This window comes from Halopseudomonas sp. (assembly GCF_036961105.1).
Lineage (GTDB): Bacteria > Pseudomonadota > Gammaproteobacteria > Pseudomonadales > Pseudomonadaceae > Halopseudomonas.
In genome coordinates this window covers 16,567-37,911 of record NZ_JBALWW010000016.1, presented here as the reverse complement: position 1 = coordinate 37,911, position 21,345 = coordinate 16,567, and the positions used below count along the sequence as shown (strand labels likewise).

The window sequence follows — 21,345 nt, the reverse complement described above, 5'->3', positions numbered from 1 at the left end:
CGGCCATCCGGTTTTGCTTCTTCGTCGGCTTACGCCAGCATGCCGCCATCGACATTGATAGCCGTGCCAGTGGTGTAGCTGGACGCATCACTTACCAGATACAGAACGGTACCCGCCATCTCTGACGGATCGGCAGCGCGACGCAGTGGGATGCGCTGCAGAGCATTCTTGAGAATGGCATCGTTAGTGGTCAGCGCCGAGGCAAACTTGGTATCGGTCAGGCCGGGCAGCAGGGCGTTGCAACGGATGCCAAACTGCGCGCACTCCTTCGCAAAGACCTTGGTCTGATTGATGACGGCAGCCTTGGTGATGGAGTAGATGCCCTGCATGTCGCCAGGGACCATGCCGTTGACCGAGGCGACGTTGAGAATGGCGCCGCCGCCGTTCTCGCGCATGAGTTTGCCGGCTTCGACCGACATGAAGAAGTAACCGCGAATGTTCACGTCGACGGTCTTCTGGAAGGCTGACAGGTCGGTATCCAGCACGTTGCCGAAGTAGGGGTTGGTGGCGGCATTGTTGACCAGAATGTCCAGCTTGCCGAACTGCTCGCGAATGGCCGCGACCGTGGCGACGATCTGCTCCATCTCACCGATATGACAGGCCATGGCGCTGGCCTTGCCGCCGGCGGCTGTGATGGCATCGGCAACCTTTTGACAGTCGTCAATCTTGCGGCTGGACACGATCACGTGGGCGCCTTGCTGTGCGAGCAGTTTGGCGATGGCTTCGCCGATACCGCGACTGGCGCCAGTAACCAGCGCGACCTTGCCGTCGAGATCAAAGAGTTGGGTTTTTTGCATGGCTGTGTTCCTTGTTGGGTGTCGGCAGAAGCCGGCAAAACAGATACAGGCCGCCCATTGGCGTGCGGGCAGGCTGATGCAGTCGGTTAATCTAATCCACCGGAGGCCTGGCGAACAAGGCCATCGAAGGTTAATCAGACTGGGTGTTGCAGGCCAATGGGTGTGGTCTATGGCGAGGCGGCAACAGGTATAAAAAAACCGGAGCCAGGCTCCGGTTTCATTGCCCAGACGGGATCAGGCCGGGAAGAGTTCGCCCAGTTTCAGCGCCAGCATCATGTCGCCTTCGGCGCGCAGCTTGCCCGACATGAATGCCTGCATGCCATCGGTCTCGCCGGTCATGACACCTTCCAGGGTATCCTTGTCCATGATCAGGGTAACGTTGGGATCTTCAGCGTTGCCCTGAGCTACGGCGCAAGTGCCGTCCTTGACCGTTACGTTGAAGTTCTCGTCGTCTTCGATGTTGAACTGGAAAACCAGATCCAGGCCGGCGGCAGCGGCTGAGTTGAACTTGGTTTCCATCTTGCTGGTGATTTCTGCAACGCTAGTCATCTGTCGTTCCTTTGCTGGATTGGGTGGACGGTACTTAATGAGTTAAGTGTGCCGGCCGGGTTATCTGAAGCTGACCCATTCGGACCGCTGGTGGACATCCAGATGGGCCTGGCTATTGAAGGCGGCCAGGCTCAGTTTGTCCTTACGGTATTGTAGACGGCTTACAGAGGTGTTCACGATTTGCCAGTTCAGCTCGAAAGCGCTGGTGGCCGGCATCTGCGTGATGAGCTGCAGGGCAGCAGTAATCACGCCGCCCGAGGTGAATATGGCAATGTTCTGACCGCTGGCGGTGTGCTTCGCCATGACCCGCTGCAGCCCCGCCTCGACCTGAGCGACGAAGCCGGACCAGGGTGGGCATTCGGCGTTGTCGGTGACATCGGTGATCCACAGGTTGATGGCACTGCTGAACACCTGCTGGAACTCCTTGCGATGCTGACCGGCATTGCTGACGTAGAACTCGGCTTCGGGAATGCGCTCGATGACCTTGGGCAGGTAGGTGGTGAGCACTTGATCGGAATGGTACTCGTTGAATGCGCTATCGATATCCATGGGGCAGTCGTTCTGCTGCATGGCGGCGAGCGCGTGGCGACCGGTGTCAATCTGGCGCTGCATCTCCCCGGCGTAGCAGTGATCCAAGCGCAGACCCTGCTGCTGATAGAACTCGCCACACAGCCGCGACTGCTGTATGCCCAGGGGTGAAAGTACATCGTAGTTGGCGGCGCCGAGCGAGGCCTGGCCATGCCGGATTAAATAGATACTGCCCACGGTGTTCTACCTGTTTTCGAATCTGCCCTGAGGTTAGGTGGAGAGCGGCAAGGCTGTCAACAAGAAATCATACGAGCGTTTGAATCTGCTCCGGCTCGGCATGTTCGCCCTGGGCTCGCATCCTGTATGCTAGAGCGCAGATCGCTAACTGCAAGATGACTGTGGAGATGCCTGTGGAATGGTTTGATCAGTATTTTTTCTTTCTGGCCAAGGCTGTGACGGTGCTGGTGGTGGTATTGCTGATTGTGCTGGCCATCGCTGCCAGCAAAGGCCGGCCGCGGCGCAGTGAAGGCACTCTGAGCGTGGTTCGCGTGAATGACCGCTTCAGCCGCATGGCCGAGCGCCTGGGGCAGGCGGTACTGAGCAAGAGCGCGCGCAAGGCGCAGGACAAGCAGCGCAAGCAGGACGCCAAGGCAAAAGCCAAAGCGGCGGACAATGACGCCAAGGGTCGCGTCTTTGTGCTTAACTTTCATGGCGACATCAAGGCCAGCGCGCTGGAAAACCTGCGCCACGAAGTGACTGCTGTGCTGGATATCGCAAGGTCTCAGGATGAGATCCTGGTGCGTCTGGAAAGTGGCGGCGGCATGGTGCACGCCTACGGATTGGCGGCGTCGCAACTGGTGCGCATACGTGATGCAGGCATCCCCCTGACCATTACGGTGGACAAGGTGGCGGCCAGCGGCGGCTACATGATGGCGTGCATTGCCGATCGTATTCTGGTTGCCCCCTTTGCCATGCTTGGCTCCATCGGCGTGGTCGCGCAGCTGCCCAATTTCCATCGTCTGCTGAAAAAGCACCAGGTGGATTTCGAGATGCTTACGGCTGGCGAATACAAACGCACCCTGACACTGTTCGGAGAAAACACCGACAAGGATCGCGAGAAGTTTCAGGAAGACCTGGAAAATATTCACCAGTTGTTCAAGCGCTTCGTCGCCCAGTACCGACCCGCGCTGGACGTCGAGTCGGTCGCCACCGGCGAGGTCTGGTTCGGCACCGAGGCGCTGGATAAACAACTGGCCGATGAGGTGAAAACCAGTGATCAGTATCTGAGCGAGCGGGTGCGCGAGGCAGACGTGTTCGAGCTCAATTACCAACAGCGCAAGCGCTTGCAGGACCGGTTATCCGGCGGCATGGCCCAGGCAGTGGATCGATTGCTATTGACCTGGGTTTCGCGCTTTCACAATCAACGATTCTGGTAGGAGCGGATTATGTCCGAATTCAAGGCTTTGGTAGTGAACGAAGATGCCGGCAAATACGTTGCTTCGGTAACGAGCCGGCATATCGATGATTTGCCGGCGGGCGATGTGCTGGTCCGTGTGCATTATTCCTCGCTGAACTACAAGGATGCATTGTCGGCCTCCGGTAACAAGGGCGTCACTCGCAGCTTTCCGCACACGCCCGGGATTGATGCCGCCGGTGTGGTGGAAGCCAGTTCGGTGGCTGAGCTGAGCATCGGCGATGAGGTCATCATCACCGGTTACGATCTGGGCATGAATACGGCTGGCGGTTTTGGGCAGTACATACGTGTGCCGGCTGCCTGGGTACTCAAGCGCCCTGAGGGTTTGTCGCTGCGTGAAAGCATGATACTGGGCACCGCGGGCCTCACGGCAGCCCTGTGTGTCGACAAGCTGGAACAGGCAGGGGTCAGCCCGGATCAGGGGCCGGTACTGGTGACCGGCGCTACTGGCGGCGTGGGTAGTATTGCAGTTGCTCTGTTGTCGACGCTGGGTTATGAGGTGGCTGCAGCGACCGGCAAGGCGTTGCAGGCGGACTTCCTGACCGGCCTGGGCGCCAGCCAGATCGTGGACCGCACCGCGTTGGAAGCAGGTAAAGACAAACCCATGCTGAAAGAGCAGTGGGCTGGCGCGGTTGATACCGTGGGCGGCGAGATTCTGTTCAACGTGGTCAAGGCCTTGTGTTACGGCGGCAGCGTGGCCTGCTGCGGCTTGACTGCCGGCGGGCAGTTCCAGGGCAGCGTATTTCCCTTCATCCTGCGCAACGTCAACCTGATGGGTATCGATTCGGTCGAACAACCTCTGGTAGTCAAGGCCTCCATGTGGGACCGCCTCTCGGTACAGTGGAAGCTGGACCTCGAAGCGCTGGTGCACGAGATCACGCTGGATGATCTGCCGGCCGAGATCGAGCGCATTCTGGGGGGCAAGATGGTGGGCAGAACCCTGGTCAAGCTCATTTGATTAGTTGCGACATTAAAAAACCCGCCGAGGCGGGTTTTTTAATGTGCGTCATTCAAGCCTGGCGCCGCCTGAACAGCGGCAGCGGCTGGTCCGTGGCGCTCTGGTAGGTATTGGAAAAGTCGTTGAAACTTTCCAGCGCCTCGACCGGGTCGCGATCTGCACGCAGCGCAAAGGCATCAAAGCCGCAGCGGCGCATGAAGAACAACTGATCGCGCAGCACGTCGCCAATGGCGCGTACCTCGCCCTGGTAACCGTAGCGGTCACGCAGCAGGCGTGCGTTGGAGTAGTTGCGGCCATCGCTGAAGACCGGGAAGTTCAACGCCACGACCTGAAAATGCTCCAGGTCGTCGGCAATGGCTTCCACTTCTTCGTCGCTGTCGAGCCAGACACCCAGGCCGCCATCGCGCGCCTTGAGGGCGTGAGCGTGATCCAGCCACAGACCCACAGGCACGATCAGGTCATCGCTGTTGGACAGGCCATCAAGCGTGGCGTCCTTGGGCAGCAGGTGCCAGGTTTCGTCGATGATCTGGCCGTTCTTAATTAGCCGCTGCATAAACGCGCTCCTTGAAAGGTGCCATGCCGATACGCTGGAAGGTATCGAGGAACAGTTCTTCTGGGGTACGGTTCTGGATGTAGACGTCAATCACCTTGCTGACCACGGTCGGCATTTCGTCGGCGGCGAAGGATGGCCCGAGAATCTGGCCAATAGAGGCGTCGCGACCGCTATTACCGCCCAGCGATACCTGATAGAACTCCTGCCCCTTCTTGTCGACACCCAGCACGCCGATGTGACCAACGTGGTGGTGACCGCAAGCGTTCATGCAACCGGAGATGTTCAGGTCCAGATCGCCGATGTCGTGCAGGTAGTCCAGATCATCGAAGGTGCGCTGAATGGCTTCGGCAATGGGAATCGATTTGGCGTTGGCCAGGGCGCAGAAGTCGCCACCGGGGCAGCAGATGATGTCGGTCAGCAGGCCGACGTTCGGTGTGGCGAACCCCAGCTCCTTGCACTCCTGCCACAGAGCGTAGAGGTCACTTTGACGCACATCGGCCAGTACCAGGTTCTGCTGGTGAGTCACGCGCAGCTCGCCAAAGCTGTAGCGCTCGGCCAGGTCGGCGGCGGCTTCCATCTGCTTGTCTGTTGCATCGCCTGGGGCGACTGCGGTGGGCTTGAGTGACAGGGTCACGGCTGCATAGCCGGGTACCTTGTGCGCCTGCAGGTTGCGCATGGCCCAGTTGTTGAAGCCCTTCTCGCTGTCGCGCTTGGCCAAATAATCCGCGTCATCGCCGGCAAAGCTTTCGTAGTCGGGCGCGGTAAAGTGGGCGGCAACGCGCTGCACTTCCTGCTCGGTCAGTGTGGTGTCGCTGTCTTTGGTGTGCGCCCACTCGGCGTTGACCTTTTCGGCGAAGACTTCAGGCGTAAGCGCCTTGACCAGTATCTTGATACGCGCCTTGTACTTGTTGTCGCGACGGCCATAGCGGTTGTATACACGCAGGATGGCGTCGAGATAGGTCAACAGATGCTGCCAGGGCAGGAAGTCGCAGATCTGCGAGCCGACAATGGGGGTGCGCCCCAGGCCGCCCCCAACCAGTACGCGGAAACCGATTTCACCGGCTTCGTTCCTGATCACGTTCAGGCCGATATCGTGCACGCCAATGGCGGCGCGGTCCTGCTCGGCGCCATTGACGGCAATCTTGAACTTGCGCGGCAGGAAGGCAAACTCGGGGTGGAACGTCGACCACTGACGAATGATCTCGCACCAGGGGCGCGGGTCCACCAGCTCGTCGGCAGCGACGCCGGCAAACTGATCGGTGGTGGTGTTGCGAATGCAGTTGCCGCTGGTCTGAATGGCATGCATCTGCACTTCGGCCAGGTGAGCGAGAATCTCGGGCACGTTCTCCAGTTCCGGCCAGTTGAACTGCACATTCTGGCGGGTACTGAAATGGGCATAGCCCTTGTCGTACTGGCGGGCAATAAAGGCCAGCTTGCGCATCTGCTTGGCCGAGACCAGTCCATAAGGAATGGCAACGCGCAGCATGGGTGCATAGCGCTGCACATACAGGCCGTTCTGCAGGCGCAGCGGCAGGAATTCGCTTTCACTCAACTCGCCAGCAAGATAGCGGCGGGTTTGATCGCGGAACTGCTTTACGCGGTCCTCAACGATCTGCTGATCATAGTCGTCGTAGATATACATACAGAAACCTGTGCTTGGAGCGCTGCTGGCTCCTTAACTAGTTATGTCCCTTCAGGCTCGGGCGGGCAGACAATAGCAGTTTTCGGATATGCACAAAAGGAATGTTTATCTATATCTTTAGATTGTTTTTGCACATATTCGCCGCCTCTTGTGCCCCTCGCGGTAATGGTCTTAACTGAGGGTAGCCCGCAGCAACGGGCTATATAAAACAATAACAGAGGATGGCCATCCCATGAACGACCATGACCTGCAGGACGATCCACATCAAGACAGCGGGCTGGATGCATTTGCCGCGGTGATGCTCATTTTGTTGACCGTGGCCACTGCGGTCTTCTGGGTTAGCGGTCAGTAGCCCGGCAGCTAGTCCGGGGGTGGTCAGCTGACGCCCGATAGCCGCAACACCAGCTTGACTACCCCGAATATTACCAGCACGAAGACTGCGGTAAAGCCGACTCCCAACAGAATGAAATGGCTCGGCTTGCCGTGCGTAAAGTCGCGTTCGCGCGCCTTGCTGCTTTGCACCCCCAGCGCCGCCGCCAGTACGCTCACCAGGGTGTCACGAAAGCGCATTGGGGGCGCGGCGGGCTGCTTCTGCTCCTTGCTCATGCGAATCCTCCCGTTAGCGTCAATGGTATTGCAGGGTCTGCGACCAGCTTAGTTGCTAAGCCTGATCCGGTCCATGCGCCTTGGTCAAAGGCGGATACTTAGCCAGCCTCGGCGACGCCACATGACAGCAAAGATAACCGAGGTCATGCAGCGGTACAGGGTTTGCAATAGCCATACGGTCAGCAATCCGCCGCCCAGGACCGGGCCAGCGAGATAGGCACAAGGCAGGAAGACCAGCCACTGACTGCCCAGATTCACGTGCATCACGGTGCGGCTGGCACCGGCGCCCAGCAGGGCCTGCGTCAGCACCAGAGCGGTGGCATCCAGGCTCATGCCCACGCCGGTTATACGCAGTGGCCATTCACCCAGCGCGAGCAACTGGGGGTCCTGAGTAAACAGGCCGAGCACCAGGTGGGGTGCCAGCCAGAAGGGTGCGCCCATCACAAACAGCGTTACTACGGCAACACGGGTTACATCCCAGCCCCAGCGGTAGGCTTCGTCCGGCTGGCGCGCGCCCAGGCTATGGCTGACCAGCGTGGTGGCGGCCATACCCAGGCCAACGCCGGGCAGAATCAGGAAGAGTGCGAGGTTGATCAGCACATGAGCTATGGCCAGCTCCGGTGTGCCTATCTGGGCGATGATCCAGAACAGCATGGTGATACCGGACGCAAAAAAGAACTGTTGTAGCGAATTCGGCATGGATAGCTGCAACATGGCGCGAACGCCTCGCCAGCCTGGCCGCACGCGCAGAAAGCCATGCTCGTGGCCGGCGCGCCAGGTCACTACAAAATACATCAGTGAGCCAAACAGCATGGCAATGGCGGTGCCCAGGCCGGAGCCTTCGGCGCCGAGCTCTGGCAGGCCCAGGCGGCCAAAAATCAGCCCGTAGCTGACCAGGATGTTGGTCAGATGGGTGATGATCAGAATCTGCAGATACATGCCGGAACGGTGAATACCGTTCCAGTAGCCACGAAAGGCGAAGTTGAAGCCCACTGCAGCTATCGCCAGGATGCGCCACTGGAAATAGCTGGCGCCAATGCCCACTACCGCGGGATCGTCGGCCAGCAGGCGGATGATCGGCTCGGCCAAGGCCCAGCACACCAGCGTGAGGGGCAGGGCGAGCAGCAGCGCTATCAGGAGACCTTCGTTCAGCGGCGCAGCGATCTGGCTGGTACTGCCTTCACCGTTGCGCCGCGCTACCATGGCCTGCACACCAGCGCCCAGCCCCATCACCAGCGCAACGGCCATGAAGTTGGCGTAGCTGCCCAGGCCTACGCCGGCCAGTGCCTGGCTGCCGAGGTGGCCGACCATGGCGGCATCCACCAGATTCAACAGACTCTGGCTGAGCATGCCGCCCATGATCGGCAATCCCAGCACGGCAATGCGCTTCAGGCGACGGCTGTCGGGAAGCAGCGTCACCCGACTCAGTTGTCGTAGCTGAGGTTGGGCGCGAGCCAGCGCTCGACGCTCTCCTGCGAATCGCCCTTGCGGGCGGCGTAGGACTCAACCTGATCGCGGGTGATCTTGCCGACAGCAAAATACTGGCTTTGCGGATGGGCGAAATACCAGCCGCTGACCGCCGCCGCCGGGAACATGGCGAAGTGCTCGGTCAGGGTGACGCCCGAGGTGCCTTGCGGGTCCAGCAGGCTGAACAGGGTGGCCTTCTCGGTGTGGTCCGGGCAGGCCGGGTAGCCTGGAGCCGGGCGGATGCCGCGATACTTTTCGCGGATCAGGTCGTTGTTCTCCAGTGCTTCGTCCGGTGCGTAGCCCCAGTGCTCGCGGCGCACCTGCTCGTGCAGCCACTCGGCGCAGGCCTCGGCCAGGCGGTCAGCCAGGGCCTTGACCATGATGGAGTTATAGTCGTCACCCTTGTCCTGGTAAGCCTTGGCCACTTCTTCAGCGCCGATGCCGGCGGTGGTGATAAAGCCGCCAACGTAGTCGGTCTTGCCGCTGCTCTTCGGTGCGACAAAGTCGGCCAGTGAAAGATTTGGCTTGCCGTCGGGCTTGATCGTCTGTTGACGCAGGTGATGAAGCCTGGCGATGGGTTGTCCGGCGTCGTCGTACAGCTCGATATCGTCATGATCGACCTGATTGGCCGGCCAGAAGCCGAATATGGCGCGCGCGGTAACCAGTTTTTCGCTGATCATCTTCTGCAGCATCGCCTGCGCATCAGCGAACAGTGAGCGCGCGGCTTCACCCACCACCTCGTCATCCAGGATGCGTGGATACTTGCCGGCCAGGTCCCAGGAAATGAAGAACGGGGTCCAGTCGATATACTCGGCCAGCACGCTGAGGTCGATATTGTCGAGCACCTGCACGCCCTGGGTCCGTGGTGCGGGCGGCTGATAATCCTGCCAGTCCAGCTGCGGGCCCTTTTCGATGGCCTGTGGGTAGCTGAGGTATTCGGTGCGCGCGCTACGATTGGCGGTGCGCTCGCGCACCACGGCGTAGTCTTCACGGATCTGTCGTACGTAGTCGGGCTTGAGCTCCTTGGACAGCAGGGTGGTAGCCACGCCCACCGCGCGCGAGGCGTCGGTCACGTAGATGACCGCATCATTCTGGTATTTGGGATCAATCTTGACCGCGGTGTGCGCCTTAGAGGTAGTCGCACCGCCAATCATCAACGGCAGATGGAAGTCGCGGCGCTGCATCTCGCGCGCCACGTGCACCATTTCATCCAGCGAGGGGGTGATCAGGCCAGACAGGCCGATGATGTCGCACTTCTCATCAATCGCAGTCTGCAGAATCTTGTCCGCCGGCACCATCACGCCCAGATCGACCACATCGTAGCCGTTACAGCCGAGCACGACGCCGACGATGTTCTTGCCGATGTCGTGCACGTCGCCCTTGACCGTGGCCATCAGGATCTTGCCCTTGGCCTCGGGCGTGTCGCCTTTCTCTGCCTCGATGAAGGGGATCAGGTGCGCTACTGCCTGCTTCATTACGCGGGCGGATTTCACCACCTGCGGCAGGAACATCTTGCCCGAGCCGAACAGATCGCCAACCACGTTCATGCCGGCCATCAGCGGGCCTTCGATTACCTCGATGGGTCGGTTGGCCTGTTGCCGCGCTTCTTCGGTGTCTTCCACGATCCAGGCGGTAATGCCCTTGACCAGCGAATGCGACAGCCTGGCGTTGACTTCCCAGGTGCGCCACTCTTCGGTTTCGGCTTCCTTGACGCTGCCGTCGCCTTTGTACTTGTCGGCGATATCCAGCAGCGCTTCGGTGCCGCCTTCGCTGCGGTTGAGTACCACATCTTCCACGCAGTTGCGCAGCTCGGCGGGAATCTCGTCGTAGATTTCCAACTGGCCGGCGTTGACGATGCCCATGGTCAGGCCGTTCTTGATCGCGTGGTAGAGGAATACCGAGTGGATGGCCTCACGCACCGGGTTGTTACCACGGAACGAGAAGGACACGTTCGACACGCCACCAGAGGTCAGCGCATAGGGCAGGTTATCGCGGATGTAGGCACAGGCGTCGATAAAATCGACCGCGTAGTTGTTGTGCTCTTCGATGCCGGTGGCGATGGCAAAGATATTGGGGTCGAAGATGATGTCTTCCGGCGGGAAGCCGACTTCATTGACCAGGATGTCGTAGGAGCGCTGGCAGATTTCCTGCTTGCGCGCGGCGGTATCGGCCTGGCCCTTTTCGTCGAACGCCATGACCACCACGGCGGCGCCATAGCGCTTGCACAGACGAGCATGCTGCTTGAATTGCTCGACGCCTTCCTTCATGGAGATCGAGTTGACGATGCCCTTGCCCTGAATGCACTTCAGGCCAGCCTCGATCACCTCCCACTTGGAGGAGTCGATCATGATCGGCACACGGGAGATGTCCGGTTCACCGGCAATCAGGTTGAGGAAGGTGACCATCGCCGCCTTGGAGTCGAGCATGCCCTCGTCCATGTTGATGTCGATGATCTGCGCGCCGGCTTCAACCTGCTGCAGCGCGACTTCCAGTGCCTCGGTGTAGTTGTCCTCGCGGATCAGCCGGGCAAAGCGGGCCGAGCCGGTGATGTTGGTGCGCTCACCGACGTTGACGAACAGCGAGCTGCGGTCGATGGTGAAAGGCTCCAGCCCCGACAGGCGGCAGGCCTTGGGTATATCGGGGATGGCGCGCGGCGGGTATTTGGCCACCGCCTCGGCAATCGCCTTGATATGTGCAGGGGTGGTGCCGCAACAACCGCCGACGATATTCAGAAAGCCGGCTGCGGCGAACTCTTCAACCACCACGGCCATTTCTTCGGGCGTTTCGTCGTACTCGCCAAACTCGTTGGGCAGGCCGGCGTTGGGGTGCGCCGAGGTATGAGTCTCGGCCTTGTTTGACAGCTCCTCCAGATAGGGGCGCAGGTCCTTGGCACCCAGGGCGCAGTTCAACCCCACGGAAATCGGTTTGGCGTGGCGTACCGAGTTCCAGAAGGCCTCGGTGGTCTGACCCGAGAGGGTGCGTCCGGAGGCGTCGGTAATGGTGCCGGAAATCATGATCGGCAACTCGACGCCCATGTCCTCGAACACCTGCTGCACGGCAAAGATCGCCGCCTTGGCATTGAGTGTATCGAAGATGGTTTCGATCAGAATCAGGTCAGAGCCGCCCTCGATCAGCCCGCGCGTGGACTCGACGTAGTTCTCCACCAGCTCGTCAAAGGTGACATTGCGAAAACCGGGGTTGTTCACATCCGGCGAGATGGAGCAGGTACGGCTGGTCGGCCCCAGTACGCCGGCTACAAAGCGCGGTCGGTCAGGCGTTTCCAGGGTTTTTGCGTCACAGACCTTGCGCGCCAGACGGGCGCCTTCCAGGTTCAGCTCGTAGGATAGCTCCTGCATGCCGTAATCGGCTTGCGATACCCGGGTCGAGTTGAAGGTATTGGTCTCGATGATGTCGGCGCCGGCATCCAGGTAGGCCTTTTCCATCGCGCCAATGGCGTCGGGGCAAGTCAGTACCAGCAGGTCGTTATTGCCCTTGAGGTCGCTTGGCCAGTCGGCAAAGCGCTCACCGCGAAAGTCCTCTTCCTCGAGCTTGTAGGCCTGAATCATGGTGCCCATGCCGCCGTCGAGGATCAGAATGCGTTGTTGCAGAGCCTCAGTGAGTGCGGTCAAGCGAGCGATGCGGTCAGACATGGGTACTCCAGAGTTACACGCCGAAAAGCCGGCAATGATAGCACGCACAGTGGCAACTCTGAATTGCCCAGGGGCCGGGCTGTTACAGGTTGCAGTCGGGCTGAATAATAACCAAGTAAAAAGGTGGGACTTTATTCGTGGCCGGGCATCCCTTACACTAGGCATCCAAGTCATTAGGCAAGAGGCATTTCATGGCAGGCATTATTCTCACCCAATCCGCACAGGACTATCTGGCCGATCTGCTTTCCAAGCAGGACACGGACGGGGTAGGTATTCGGGTGTTCATTACCCAGCCAGGGACGCCCTACGCAGAAACCTGTATCGCCTACTGCAAGCCGGGCGAAGAGAAGCCGGAAGATCGCCTGATCGCGTTGGAGGCCTTCAATGTCTGGGTTGACTCGGTCAGCGAGCCTTTCCTGGAAGAGGCCATGGTGGACTACGCCACCGACCGTATGGGTGGCCAACTGACCATCAAGGCGCCCAACGCCAAGGTCCCCATGGTCAATGAAGACAGCCCCTTGAATGAGCGTATCAACTACCTGCTGCAGACCGAGATCAACCCGGGTCTGGCCAGTCACGGCGGTGACGTGAAGCTGATCGATGTAGTGGAAGGTGGTATTGCCATCCTCCAATTCGGCGGTGGTTGTCAGGGCTGCGGTATGGTGGACGTCACGCTCAAGGAAGGTATCGAGAAGACTCTGGTTGCCCGCATTCCGGAGCTCACCGGTGTACGCGACTCAACCGACCACACGGTAACGGAAAACGCCTACTATTAATGGCCGTTTAATCGCTGCTAACGCTGCGGCTCTTGTCCTCTGATGGAGAACTGTGGCTATACTGGGAAAAAACAGATGGCATCTTGCTATCTGGCGCTGAACGTTGCGAGGCACAGGTTATGGCAGGGGTTCTGGATACGGTCAATTCGCGTACCCGGCTGGTTGGCGAAAACCGGCTGGAAATCTTGTTGTTTCAGCTGTCCGGTCCGCAGCTTTTTGCGCTGAATGTTTTCAAAATCCGTGAAGTGCTCACTCTGCCGGCGTTGACGCAGATGCCGCAGCGTCATCCGCACGTGGCAGGGGTGATTCATCTGCGGGGTCAGACCATCCCGGTTATCGATCTTTCCGGCGCTATCGGCCTGCAGCCGATCGAAGCGCGGCGCGACAGCACCATCATCGTGACTGAATACAATCGCTCGGTGCAGGCCTTTCTGGTCGGCAGCGTCGATCGCATCATGAATCTCAACTGGGACACCGTGCAGCCACCACCCAAGGGGGCAGGTAGAGCGCATTACCTCACCGCCATCACCCGCCTGGAAAACATGCGCCTGGTTGAAATCATTGATGTGGAGAAGGTGCTGGCGGAGATCGTGCCGTTCAATACGCGCGTGAGTGAAGAGCTACTGGAAGATCCGTTGCTGAGCAAGGCACATGGCCGCGAAGTGCTGCTGGTGGATGATTCTCCGACGGGTATCAATCAGCTGCGCGACACGCTTTCTCAACTGCAACTGACCATGCATGTTGCTACCGACGGACTCAAGGCGCTGCGCATGCTGCAAGCCTGGGCCGACAGCGGCGAGGACATGAATCAGCGGCTATTGATGGTGATTACCGATGCCGAAATGCCGGAGATGGACGGCTACCGCCTCACGGCAGAGATCCGCAAGGATCCCCGCCTGAAAGACCTCTTTGTGGTGCTGCATACCTCATTGTCGGGCAACTTCAACAAGGCGATGGTGGAAAAGGTGGGTTGCGACGGCTTCCTCTCCAAATTCCAGCCCGACCAACTGGTGGAAACCGTGCGCGCCCGTTTGCAGTTGCTGGAGGCCTGAGCACTCAGAACTCCAGATAGCGCTCGTGCTGCTCCATAACGCTCTGCTTGATACCCAGCTTCTCACCGTAGATCACCGCATAGCTGAGTACGCTTTGCACGTACTTGCGCGTCTCGTCGAACGGAATAGCCTCTACCCACACATCAGCCGGCAGGCTACCCATGCCGTTGGTCCATTGCCGCACACGGCCGGGACCGGCGTTGTAGGCAGCCGAGGCCAGCACCCGGTTGCCTTTGAATTGCCCGTTGAGGCGCGACAGATAAGCCGTACCTATGGCTATGTTGCGCTCGGGTATCAGCGCATCGTTGGCGCTTCCGTAAGGGATGTCGTACTGGCGCGCTGTTTCGCGGGCAGTGGCGGGCATCAATTGCATCAGGCCCATGGCGCCGGCGTGCGAACGGGCATCTGCCATGAAGGCGCTTTCCTGGCGGGTGATGGCGTAAACCCAGGTCGAGTTGATCTGCCGCGCCCGCGCCTGCTGCATGATCGGTTCCTGATAGGCCATCGGGAAGCGGATATCCAGGTCGTCCCAGTATTCGGCGATGCTGATGCCGCGAATGGCCGGGAAGTACCAGGCCATTTCCCTTGCCAGCTTGGCTTGCGCCATCAGTTGCTCGCGACTGAAGTTGTCGCCGGCGTGATACCACTCGCGGCGGGCGTTGACCACTTCATCGCGGGCCAGAAATTCATAGGCGCGCTGGGTGCTGGGTAGAGCCTTCAGTTCTGCCAGTTGCTGGTCGGACACCGGCGCGCTGACGTGATTCAAGGCGTAGGGCTGGCCGCTGCGCTCGGCAGCGAGAAAACCGTAAAAATCGCGTTCCTGGGCCAGCGCCTTGTACTCATTGATGAGTTCGCCGGATTCGCTGGACGCCAACTGCGCGCTGCGCAGCTTCCAGTAGCGCCACCGACTCTGACTGGCCATTGATGCGGGCATCTGCTGGGTCAGGGAGCGGGCAATCTCCCAGTTGCGGGTACGCAGGGCCAGGCGAATGCGCCATTCGCTGATTTCATCGTCCTTCATCAATGGATCATTGGTGGCCATGAAGGTTAGGGCGGCCGGGTCTATCTTGCGCGCCCGTCGAACGCCGATGTCGCGGGTAATGGCCAGGCGATCTTCTTCGGTGTAGGGCAGATCCTTGTAGAGCGGCCAGATTTCCAGCGCAGCCTGGCTGTCGTCACGACCCAGGCGGCGCAGGGCAACGGTAGCGATGTCGGTCACCTTGTTTGCCGGCTGGCTGGCGCTGACGCGGTAGTTTGCGGTCTGGCGCAGGAGGGTGGGCTTGGTTGCCGTATCGACAAAACGCTCTGCCAGCGCTTGCTGGCTGGGCATCTGTTTGGTCAGATAGCGGGCCAGCCCATCTTGACGATAGAGCAGGGCAAGACGGAGGCGTTGCCAGACAATGTCTTCGGTCAGGCCACCGGCCTGTTGCCAGCGCTCAAACAGCGGGTCGCAGGCATTGGGCTGGGAACGGCCCACGGTCCATAGCGCCTGGGCCTGTTGCATGCCGTGCGCTCGATCTCCGCTATTCCATTGATGCATCGCCAGTTGGCAATCGAAAGCGGCGCTCTTGTCGGCGGCCGCATAATTCTGGGTGAATTCGTTCCACTTGCCCTGTCTGGCCAGACGGCTCAACCAGCGTGCTTTCAAGCGGTTGGCAAAAGGCAGATCGCCGTAGGTGCGCAGAAACACTCTGAGTTGCTCATCGCTGGCACTATCAAAGTTGCGATTCAGGTCAGCCAGCACCAGGTAACCGTAAAGCGGATAGTCGCGCAAACCCGCTTCAAGCTGGCGGTAGCGAGCCATGTCGCCTTTTTCGATCGCTCCCATGGCCTGATCGTAGAGCAGTCGCTGAGTTTCCAGCTTGCCGGCTTGGGCAAAGAAGCTGGATAGCGACAAACTGATAGCCAGAAAACAGAGCAATGCAGCGGAGCGAAAACGGGTGTTGCTGTGCATAGTGATCCTGCCGGGAAGGCGACAAATGGCCGGGTGAGTGTCAGGTGCTCGCAAACGGAAGTTGCGGACGACAAACCTGTACCCACAGCTTAGCTTTTTGCCCTGCGTGGAAAAAGGGGCAGGCTGTGAATTAGTGGGCATTTGTTACAGAGCGGCCTTGCTACAGGTAGAATGCGCGTCTGATTCAATCACAGGTGTTCTATGGCTCTTCTTTCCTTTACCGATGTCTCGCTGGCCTATGGCCTCAATCCGTTGCTCGACAAGGTCAGCTTTCAGCTTGATCGGGGTGAACGGGTATGCCTGATCGGTCGCAATGGCACGGGCAAATCGAGCCTGTTTCGTCTGATCGATGGCGATCAGCCAGCTGATGAGGGCGAAATCTGGTACGCCCCTGGCCTGAAGATCGGTCAGTTGCCCCAGGAGCTGCCCAAGGCTGACGACAAGACCGTTTACGATGTGGTGGCCGCTGGTCTGGCCGGCGTGGGCGAGCTGCTCGCCGAGTACCATCATCTGATTACCGGCGACATGGGCGATGCCGAGCTTGCGCGTCTGGAAAAGGTGCAGGAGCGCCTCGAGGCAAAGGATGGCTGGCGCCTGGATCAATTGGTGGAAACCACCCTCACACGCCTTGGGCTGCCGGCCGACAAGAGCATGTCCGAGCTGTCCGGCGGTTGGCGCCGTCGCGTGTTGTTGGCGCAGGCATTGGTCGCCGAGCCTGACGTCTTGCTGCTGGATGAGCCCACCAACCATCTGGATATTCATACTATCGCCTGGCTGGAACAGGTGCTGCTGGATTTCCGCGGCGCCGTGCTCTTCATCACCCACGACCGTCAGTTCCTGCAGGCTCTTGCCACGCGCATTCTGGAGCTGGACCGGGGCCAGTTGATTGACTGGGCCGGTGATTACCGCAGCTTTCTGGACCACAAGGAACAGCAGCTCGCCGCCGAAGCAACGGCCAACGCACTGTTCGACAAAAAGCTGGCCCAGGAAGAGGTGTGGATTCGTCAGGGCATCAAGGCGCGGCGTACCCGCAACGAAGGCCGCGTTCGGGCTCTCAAGGCCATGCGCGATGAGCGTGCTCAGCGCATCGAACGCCAGGGCAAGGCCAGCTTTCAGCTGGAAACCGCCGATGCCTCGGGCAAGCGGGTCATCGAGGTCGAGCATATCAACTTTGCCTGGCCGGGCCGCACGCCCCTGGTACGGGACCTGTCGCTCAATGTCATTCGTGGCGATCGCATTGGCCTGATCGGCAACAACGGCTGCGGCAAGAGCACGCTGCTCAAATTGCTACTGGGCAAACTGCAACCCGACAGCGGCAAGATTCACAGCGGCACCAAGCTTGAAGTGGCCTATTTCGATCAGCTGCGTGACCAGCTGGAACCGGAAAAAACGGTTATCGATAATATTTCCGAGGGCCGCGATTTCATCGAGATCAACGGCGACCGCCGCCACGTGATCAGCTATCTGGGTGATTTTTTGTTTTCCCCCGAGCGTGCTCGCACGCCGGTCAAGGCGCTGTCGGGGGGTGAGCGCGCGCGTCTGCTGCTGGCGCGCTTGTTCAGCAAGCCGGCCAACATGCTGGTGCTGGATGAGCCAACTAACGATCTGGACGTGGAAACACTCGAATTGCTGGAGGAGGTACTGGCCGGCTTCGATGGTACTGTGCTGATTGTCAGTCACGACCGCGCCTTCCTGGACAACGTGGTAACCAGCAGCCTGGTATTTGAAGGTCAGGGCAAGGTGCGTGAGTATGTTGGGGGCTATGCCGACTGGCTGCGCCAGGGTGGGCGTATCGAATCCTTGGCGGAATGGGGCGAAGACAGCAAGACCCAGGCCGAGCCTGAGCCGCCCGCTGCGCCAGCAGCTCCAGCCGCCGCTGCGCCAGCACCCAAGGTCAAACTCAGCTACAAGCTGCAACGCGAGCTGGATGCCTTGCCCGCTATGCTGGAAAAGCTGGAAAGCGAACTGGAAGCGCTGCAACAGCAAATTGCCGATCCGGGCTTCTATCAGCAGTCACACGATGCAACCGCAAGGGTGCTGGCACAGGCAGAGCAGAAACAGCAGGAGCTGGATGCAGCGCTGGAGCGTTGGGCGGAATTGGAGGAGCAGGCTGGCGGCTGAGCCGCCTGCCCGCTACTCGGCGGCAAGCTTTAAGCTACAAGCTACAAGCAGCGCGCGCTGGTTTGGGATTTGAACTTGTGGCTTGAAGCTTAAAGCTTGCCGCTGGAAAGAAAAGTCTCAGCTTTTCTTTCCCAAGCGCACGGCGATAACGTCGCAGGGTGCGCCGTGCAGGACGTCGTTGGCGGTTGAGCCCAGCAGCAGGGCGAGGCCGTGGCGGCCGTGACTGCCAACCACGATCAGGTCGCAGCTCTGTTCTTCAGTTACCCGATGAATTTCCTGGCGCGGATGGCCGAAGGCAATCTGCAGGCAGTCTTCTGGCAAATTGTAATCTGCCGCAAACAACTGCATACGCTCCTTGGCCTGCTCGAATTGCTGCTGTTGCAACATGGACAGGTCCATAGGTACGTCGCCGCCGTAGGCCATGGCCAGCGGCTCGACCACATGCAAAAGTGACAGCTTGGCATCCAATGCCTTGGCCAGCTTCATGGCGTGGTCGGCAACGGCGCGGCATTCTTCGATCAAATCCACCGCGACCAGCACGTGTGAGTACAGCATCGGCATTTCTCCTTTTTTTGCGGATACTAGCAGTGTTGCTGCGCTGCGTGCAGCCTGTTTTGCTGCGGGTTGCAAATCAGCATAACGCTGTTGCCGGACAGGGTATAGCACGCGATGCAGCGCAAGCGCCCGCAATGTGACTGCGGCTATCGAGGTAGCTTGCTGGCAGCCATTGAGCTGCTAGAGTAGGTGCTCCTGAGGATGAGCTATGCTTTTGTTTCAGACTCTCATCGACTCTCAATTTATGCTCATAAGTCTTTGTTTATTAATAAATAAATTAATATTTTTCCACCGCACCGACAAATTGCACCAAGTGCGCCTGGCTGCGGTCTGATTGACAAGAGCGCGCTTTTGGAAGAAGGTGTGCGCACCCGAATCAAACGGTTGTATGAATTTTTTAGTTCATCGTTTCCCCGAGTATCGGGATCGTTCATGACATCAGCGTTGCGCCGGCTTTGGCTGGGCGCGCCGCTGGTGTTTCTCATGTGCTTTCATAGCGTGGAGATCAGTTGATGATTTACGAAGGTAAAGCCATCACGGTTCAAGGCCTTGAAGACGGCATCGTCGAGCTCAGATTTGATCTGCAGGGCGAGTCGGTCAACAAGTTCAACAGCGCCACTCTGTCCGAGCTGCAGGCGGCGGTAGAGGCCATCCAGAACAATGCCGATGTCACCGGCGTTGTTGTCACCAGCGGCAAGGACGTTTTCATCGTCGGCGCCGACATCACCGAATTCGTTGGTACGTTCAAGCTGCCGGAAGAAGATCTGGTTGCCGGAAACCTGGAAGCCAACAAGATCTTCAACGCATTTGAAGACCTGAACGTTCCCACCGTTGCTGCCATCAATGGCATCGCGCTGGGTGGTGGTCTGGAAATGTGTCTGGCTGCCGATTTCCGTGTCATGGCCGCCAGCGCCAAGATCGGTCTGCCGGAAGTCAAACTGGGTATCTACCCGGGCTTCGGCGGCACCGTTCGCCTGCCGCGCCTGATCGGCGTGGACAACGCCATCGAGTGGATCTGCGGCGGTACCGAGCAGCGTGCCGACAAGGCTCTGAAAGCCGGTGCAGTTGATGCGGTTGTTGCCGATGCCCAGCTCAAGGCGGCTGCCATTGACGTGCTCAAGCGTGCCATCGCCGGCGAGCTGGACTACAAGGCCAAGCGTCAGCCCAAACTGGAAAAGGTCAAGCTGAACACCATCGAGCAGATGATGGCGTTTGAAACCTCCAAGGGTTTCGTCGCCGGTCAGGCTGGCCCGAACTACCCGGCACCGGTTGAAGCGATCAAGACCATCCAGAAGGCCGCCAACCACGGCCGTGAAAAGGCGCTGGAAATTGAAGCTGCCGGTTTTGCCAAGCTGGCCAAGACCTCTGTTGCTGCCAGCCTCGTTGGTCTGTTCCTGAACGATCAGGTGCTCAAGCACAAAGCCAAGAAGTACGACAAGCAGGCTGGTGATGTGAAGCTGGCTGCCGTACTGGGCGCAGGCATCATGGGTGGCGGTATCGCCTACCAGTCTGCCGTCAAGGGCACTCCGATCCTGATGAAGGATATCCGCGAGGAAGGCATCCAGCTGGGTCTGGACGAAGCCTCCAAGCTGCTGGGCAAGCGTGTTGCCAAAGGCCGCATGAAGCCTGAGCAAATGGCCAAGGCGCTGAACGCCATCCGTCCGACCATGTCCTATGGCGACTTCAAGGAAGTTGACATCGTGGTTGAAGCGGTCGTAGAGAATCCCAAGGTCAAGCACGCGGTGCTGGCTGAGGTGGAAGGTCAGGTTCGCGACGATGCGATCATTACCTCCAACACCTCTACCATCTCTATCACCTATCTCGCCCAGGCGCTCAAGCGTCCCGAGAACTTCTGCGGCATGCATTTCTTCAACCCGGTACACATGATGCCGCTGGTTGAGGTCATCCGTGGCGAGAAGTCCAGCGAGAAAGCGGTTGCCACTACCGTCGCCTACGCCAAGAAAATGGGCAAGACTCCGGTTGTGGTCAACGACTGCCCGGGTTTTCTGGTTAACCGTATTCTGTTCCCCTATTTTGGTGGCTTTGCCCGCCTGATCAACATGGGTGCAGACTTCCAGCGCGTCGACAAGATCATGGAGAAGTTTGGCTGGCCGATGGGTCCTGCTTACCTGATGGACGTGGTTGGCATGGACACCGGTCACCACGGCCGTGATGTCATGGCTGAAGGTTACCCCGACCGTATGGCTGACAAGACCAAGACTGCTGTCGACGTCATGTATGAAGCGAATCGTCTGGGCCAGAAGACCGGCAAGGGCTTCTACGCTTACGAGATGGACAAGAAGGGCAAGCCGAAGAAGGTTGTCGACCCTGAAGCCTACGAGCTGCTCAAGCCGGTAGTGCTGGAACAGCGCGAGTTCACCGATCAGGAAATCCTCGAGATCATGATGGTGCCGCTGTGTCTGGAGACCGTACGTTGCCTGGAAGACGGCATTGTCGAGTCCGCAGCTGACGCCGACATGGGCCTGATCTACGGTATTGGTTTCCCGCCCTTCCGCGGTGGCGCGCTGCGCTACATCGATACCATTGGTGTGGCTGAGTTTGTGGCCATGGCAGACAAATACGCCGAGTTCGGCGCCATGTATGCACCGACTGAAAAGTTGCGTGAGATGGCGAAGACCGGCCAGAAATTCTTCGGTTAACAG

The 21,345-nt window shown here is 59.3% G+C and carries 16 protein-coding genes; 6 read left to right on the top strand and 10 right to left on the bottom strand.

Translation table 11 applies throughout. The annotated features are described in order from the left end of the window. Positions 1-29 precede the first annotated feature (29 nt). The 3 genes from V7756_RS14335 to V7756_RS14325 all read right to left on the bottom strand — a co-directional run bounded on the left by V7756_RS14335 (position 30) and on the right by V7756_RS14325 (position 2,111). Positions 30-797 carry an SDR family oxidoreductase gene (locus V7756_RS14335; protein WP_335610873.1) on the bottom strand — a complete coding sequence of 256 codons (768 nt, stop codon included), beginning with the start codon at positions 795-797 and terminating at the stop codon, positions 30-32. Positions 798-1,031: 234 nt separating this feature from the next. Further along, positions 1,032-1,346 (bottom strand): SCP2 sterol-binding domain-containing protein, encoded by a 315-nt coding sequence (locus tag V7756_RS14330; protein ID WP_335610872.1) that lies wholly within the window; start codon positions 1,344-1,346, stop codon positions 1,032-1,034. Positions 1,347-1,406: 60 nt separating this feature from the next. Beyond that, a complete protein-coding gene (locus tag V7756_RS14325; RefSeq protein WP_335610871.1) occupies positions 1,407-2,111 on the bottom strand; it encodes a histidine phosphatase family protein in 705 nt (234 codons plus the stop codon). A 173-nt stretch (positions 2,112-2,284) separates the two neighbouring features. Between V7756_RS14325 and sohB the strand changes: the two genes are divergently transcribed. Together sohB and V7756_RS14315 are read left to right on the top strand one after the other, a co-directional pair. After that, positions 2,285-3,310: a protease SohB gene (gene sohB / locus V7756_RS14320; protein ID WP_442909009.1), complete on the top strand. Its 1,026-nt coding sequence runs from the start codon at positions 2,285-2,287 to the stop codon at positions 3,308-3,310. A 9-nt stretch (positions 3,311-3,319) separates the two neighbouring features. Then, complete coding sequence (locus tag V7756_RS14315; protein ID WP_335610869.1) at positions 3,320-4,306, top strand: YhdH/YhfP family quinone oxidoreductase; 987 nt, start codon at positions 3,320-3,322, stop codon at positions 4,304-4,306. A gap of 52 nt (positions 4,307-4,358) precedes the next feature. On the opposite strand, the gene V7756_RS14310 is transcribed toward V7756_RS14315, so the two are convergent. From V7756_RS14310 to metH, 5 genes are all read right to left on the bottom strand, one after another. Beyond that, positions 4,359-4,859 (bottom strand): DUF934 domain-containing protein, encoded by a 501-nt coding sequence (locus V7756_RS14310; protein ID WP_335610868.1) that lies wholly within the window; start codon positions 4,857-4,859, stop codon positions 4,359-4,361. Next, entirely contained in the window at positions 4,843-6,501 is a 1,659-nt protein-coding gene (locus V7756_RS14305; RefSeq protein WP_335610867.1) for a nitrite/sulfite reductase, read from the bottom strand. Before V7756_RS14305 ends, V7756_RS14310 begins: the two co-directional genes overlap by 17 nt. Before the next feature lie 375 nt (positions 6,502-6,876). Beyond that, the gene (locus tag V7756_RS14300; protein ID WP_335610866.1) at positions 6,877-7,107 is read right to left on the bottom strand and encodes a DUF2970 domain-containing protein; all 231 of its coding nucleotides are present in this window, start codon (positions 7,105-7,107) and stop codon (positions 6,877-6,879) included. Between the two features lie 84 nt (positions 7,108-7,191). Then, positions 7,192-8,526 (bottom strand): MATE family efflux transporter, encoded by a 1,335-nt coding sequence (locus V7756_RS14295; protein ID WP_335610865.1) that lies wholly within the window; start codon positions 8,524-8,526, stop codon positions 7,192-7,194. Between the two features lie 5 nt (positions 8,527-8,531). Continuing rightward, positions 8,532-12,224, bottom strand: coding sequence for a methionine synthase (metH, locus tag V7756_RS14290; protein ID WP_335610864.1), 3,693 nt, complete (start codon positions 12,222-12,224; stop codon positions 8,532-8,534). Positions 12,225-12,415: 191 nt separating this feature from the next. On the opposite strand from metH, the gene nfuA reads away from it, so the two are divergent. Then, a complete protein-coding gene (gene nfuA / locus V7756_RS14285) occupies positions 12,416-13,000 on the top strand; it encodes a Fe-S biogenesis protein NfuA (protein WP_335610863.1) in 585 nt (194 codons plus the stop codon). Between the two features lie 119 nt (positions 13,001-13,119). Next, positions 13,120-14,052: a chemotaxis protein CheV gene (locus tag V7756_RS14280; protein ID WP_335610862.1), complete on the top strand. Its 933-nt coding sequence runs from the start codon at positions 13,120-13,122 to the stop codon at positions 14,050-14,052. A 4-nt stretch (positions 14,053-14,056) separates the two neighbouring features. On the opposite strand, the gene V7756_RS14275 is transcribed toward V7756_RS14280, so the two are convergent. Continuing rightward, complete coding sequence (locus V7756_RS14275) at positions 14,057-16,006, bottom strand: transglycosylase SLT domain-containing protein (RefSeq protein WP_335610861.1); 1,950 nt, start codon at positions 16,004-16,006, stop codon at positions 14,057-14,059. A 201-nt stretch (positions 16,007-16,207) separates the two neighbouring features. Between V7756_RS14275 and uup the strand changes: the two genes are divergently transcribed. Further along, a complete protein-coding gene (gene uup / locus V7756_RS14270; protein WP_335610860.1) occupies positions 16,208-18,127 on the top strand; it encodes an ATP-binding cassette ATPase Uup in 1,920 nt (639 codons plus the stop codon). Between the two features lie 117 nt (positions 18,128-18,244). Here the strand turns inward: uup and V7756_RS14265 are convergent, their stop codons facing one another. Continuing rightward, entirely contained in the window at positions 18,245-18,682 is a 438-nt protein-coding gene (locus tag V7756_RS14265; protein WP_335610859.1) for a universal stress protein, read from the bottom strand. Positions 18,683-19,194: 512 nt separating this feature from the next. Here V7756_RS14265 and fadB point away from each other — a divergent pair. Continuing rightward, positions 19,195-21,342: a fatty acid oxidation complex subunit alpha FadB gene (fadB, locus tag V7756_RS14260; RefSeq protein ID WP_335610858.1), complete on the top strand. Its 2,148-nt coding sequence runs from the start codon at positions 19,195-19,197 to the stop codon at positions 21,340-21,342. Positions 21,343-21,345: the final 3 nt, after the last annotated feature.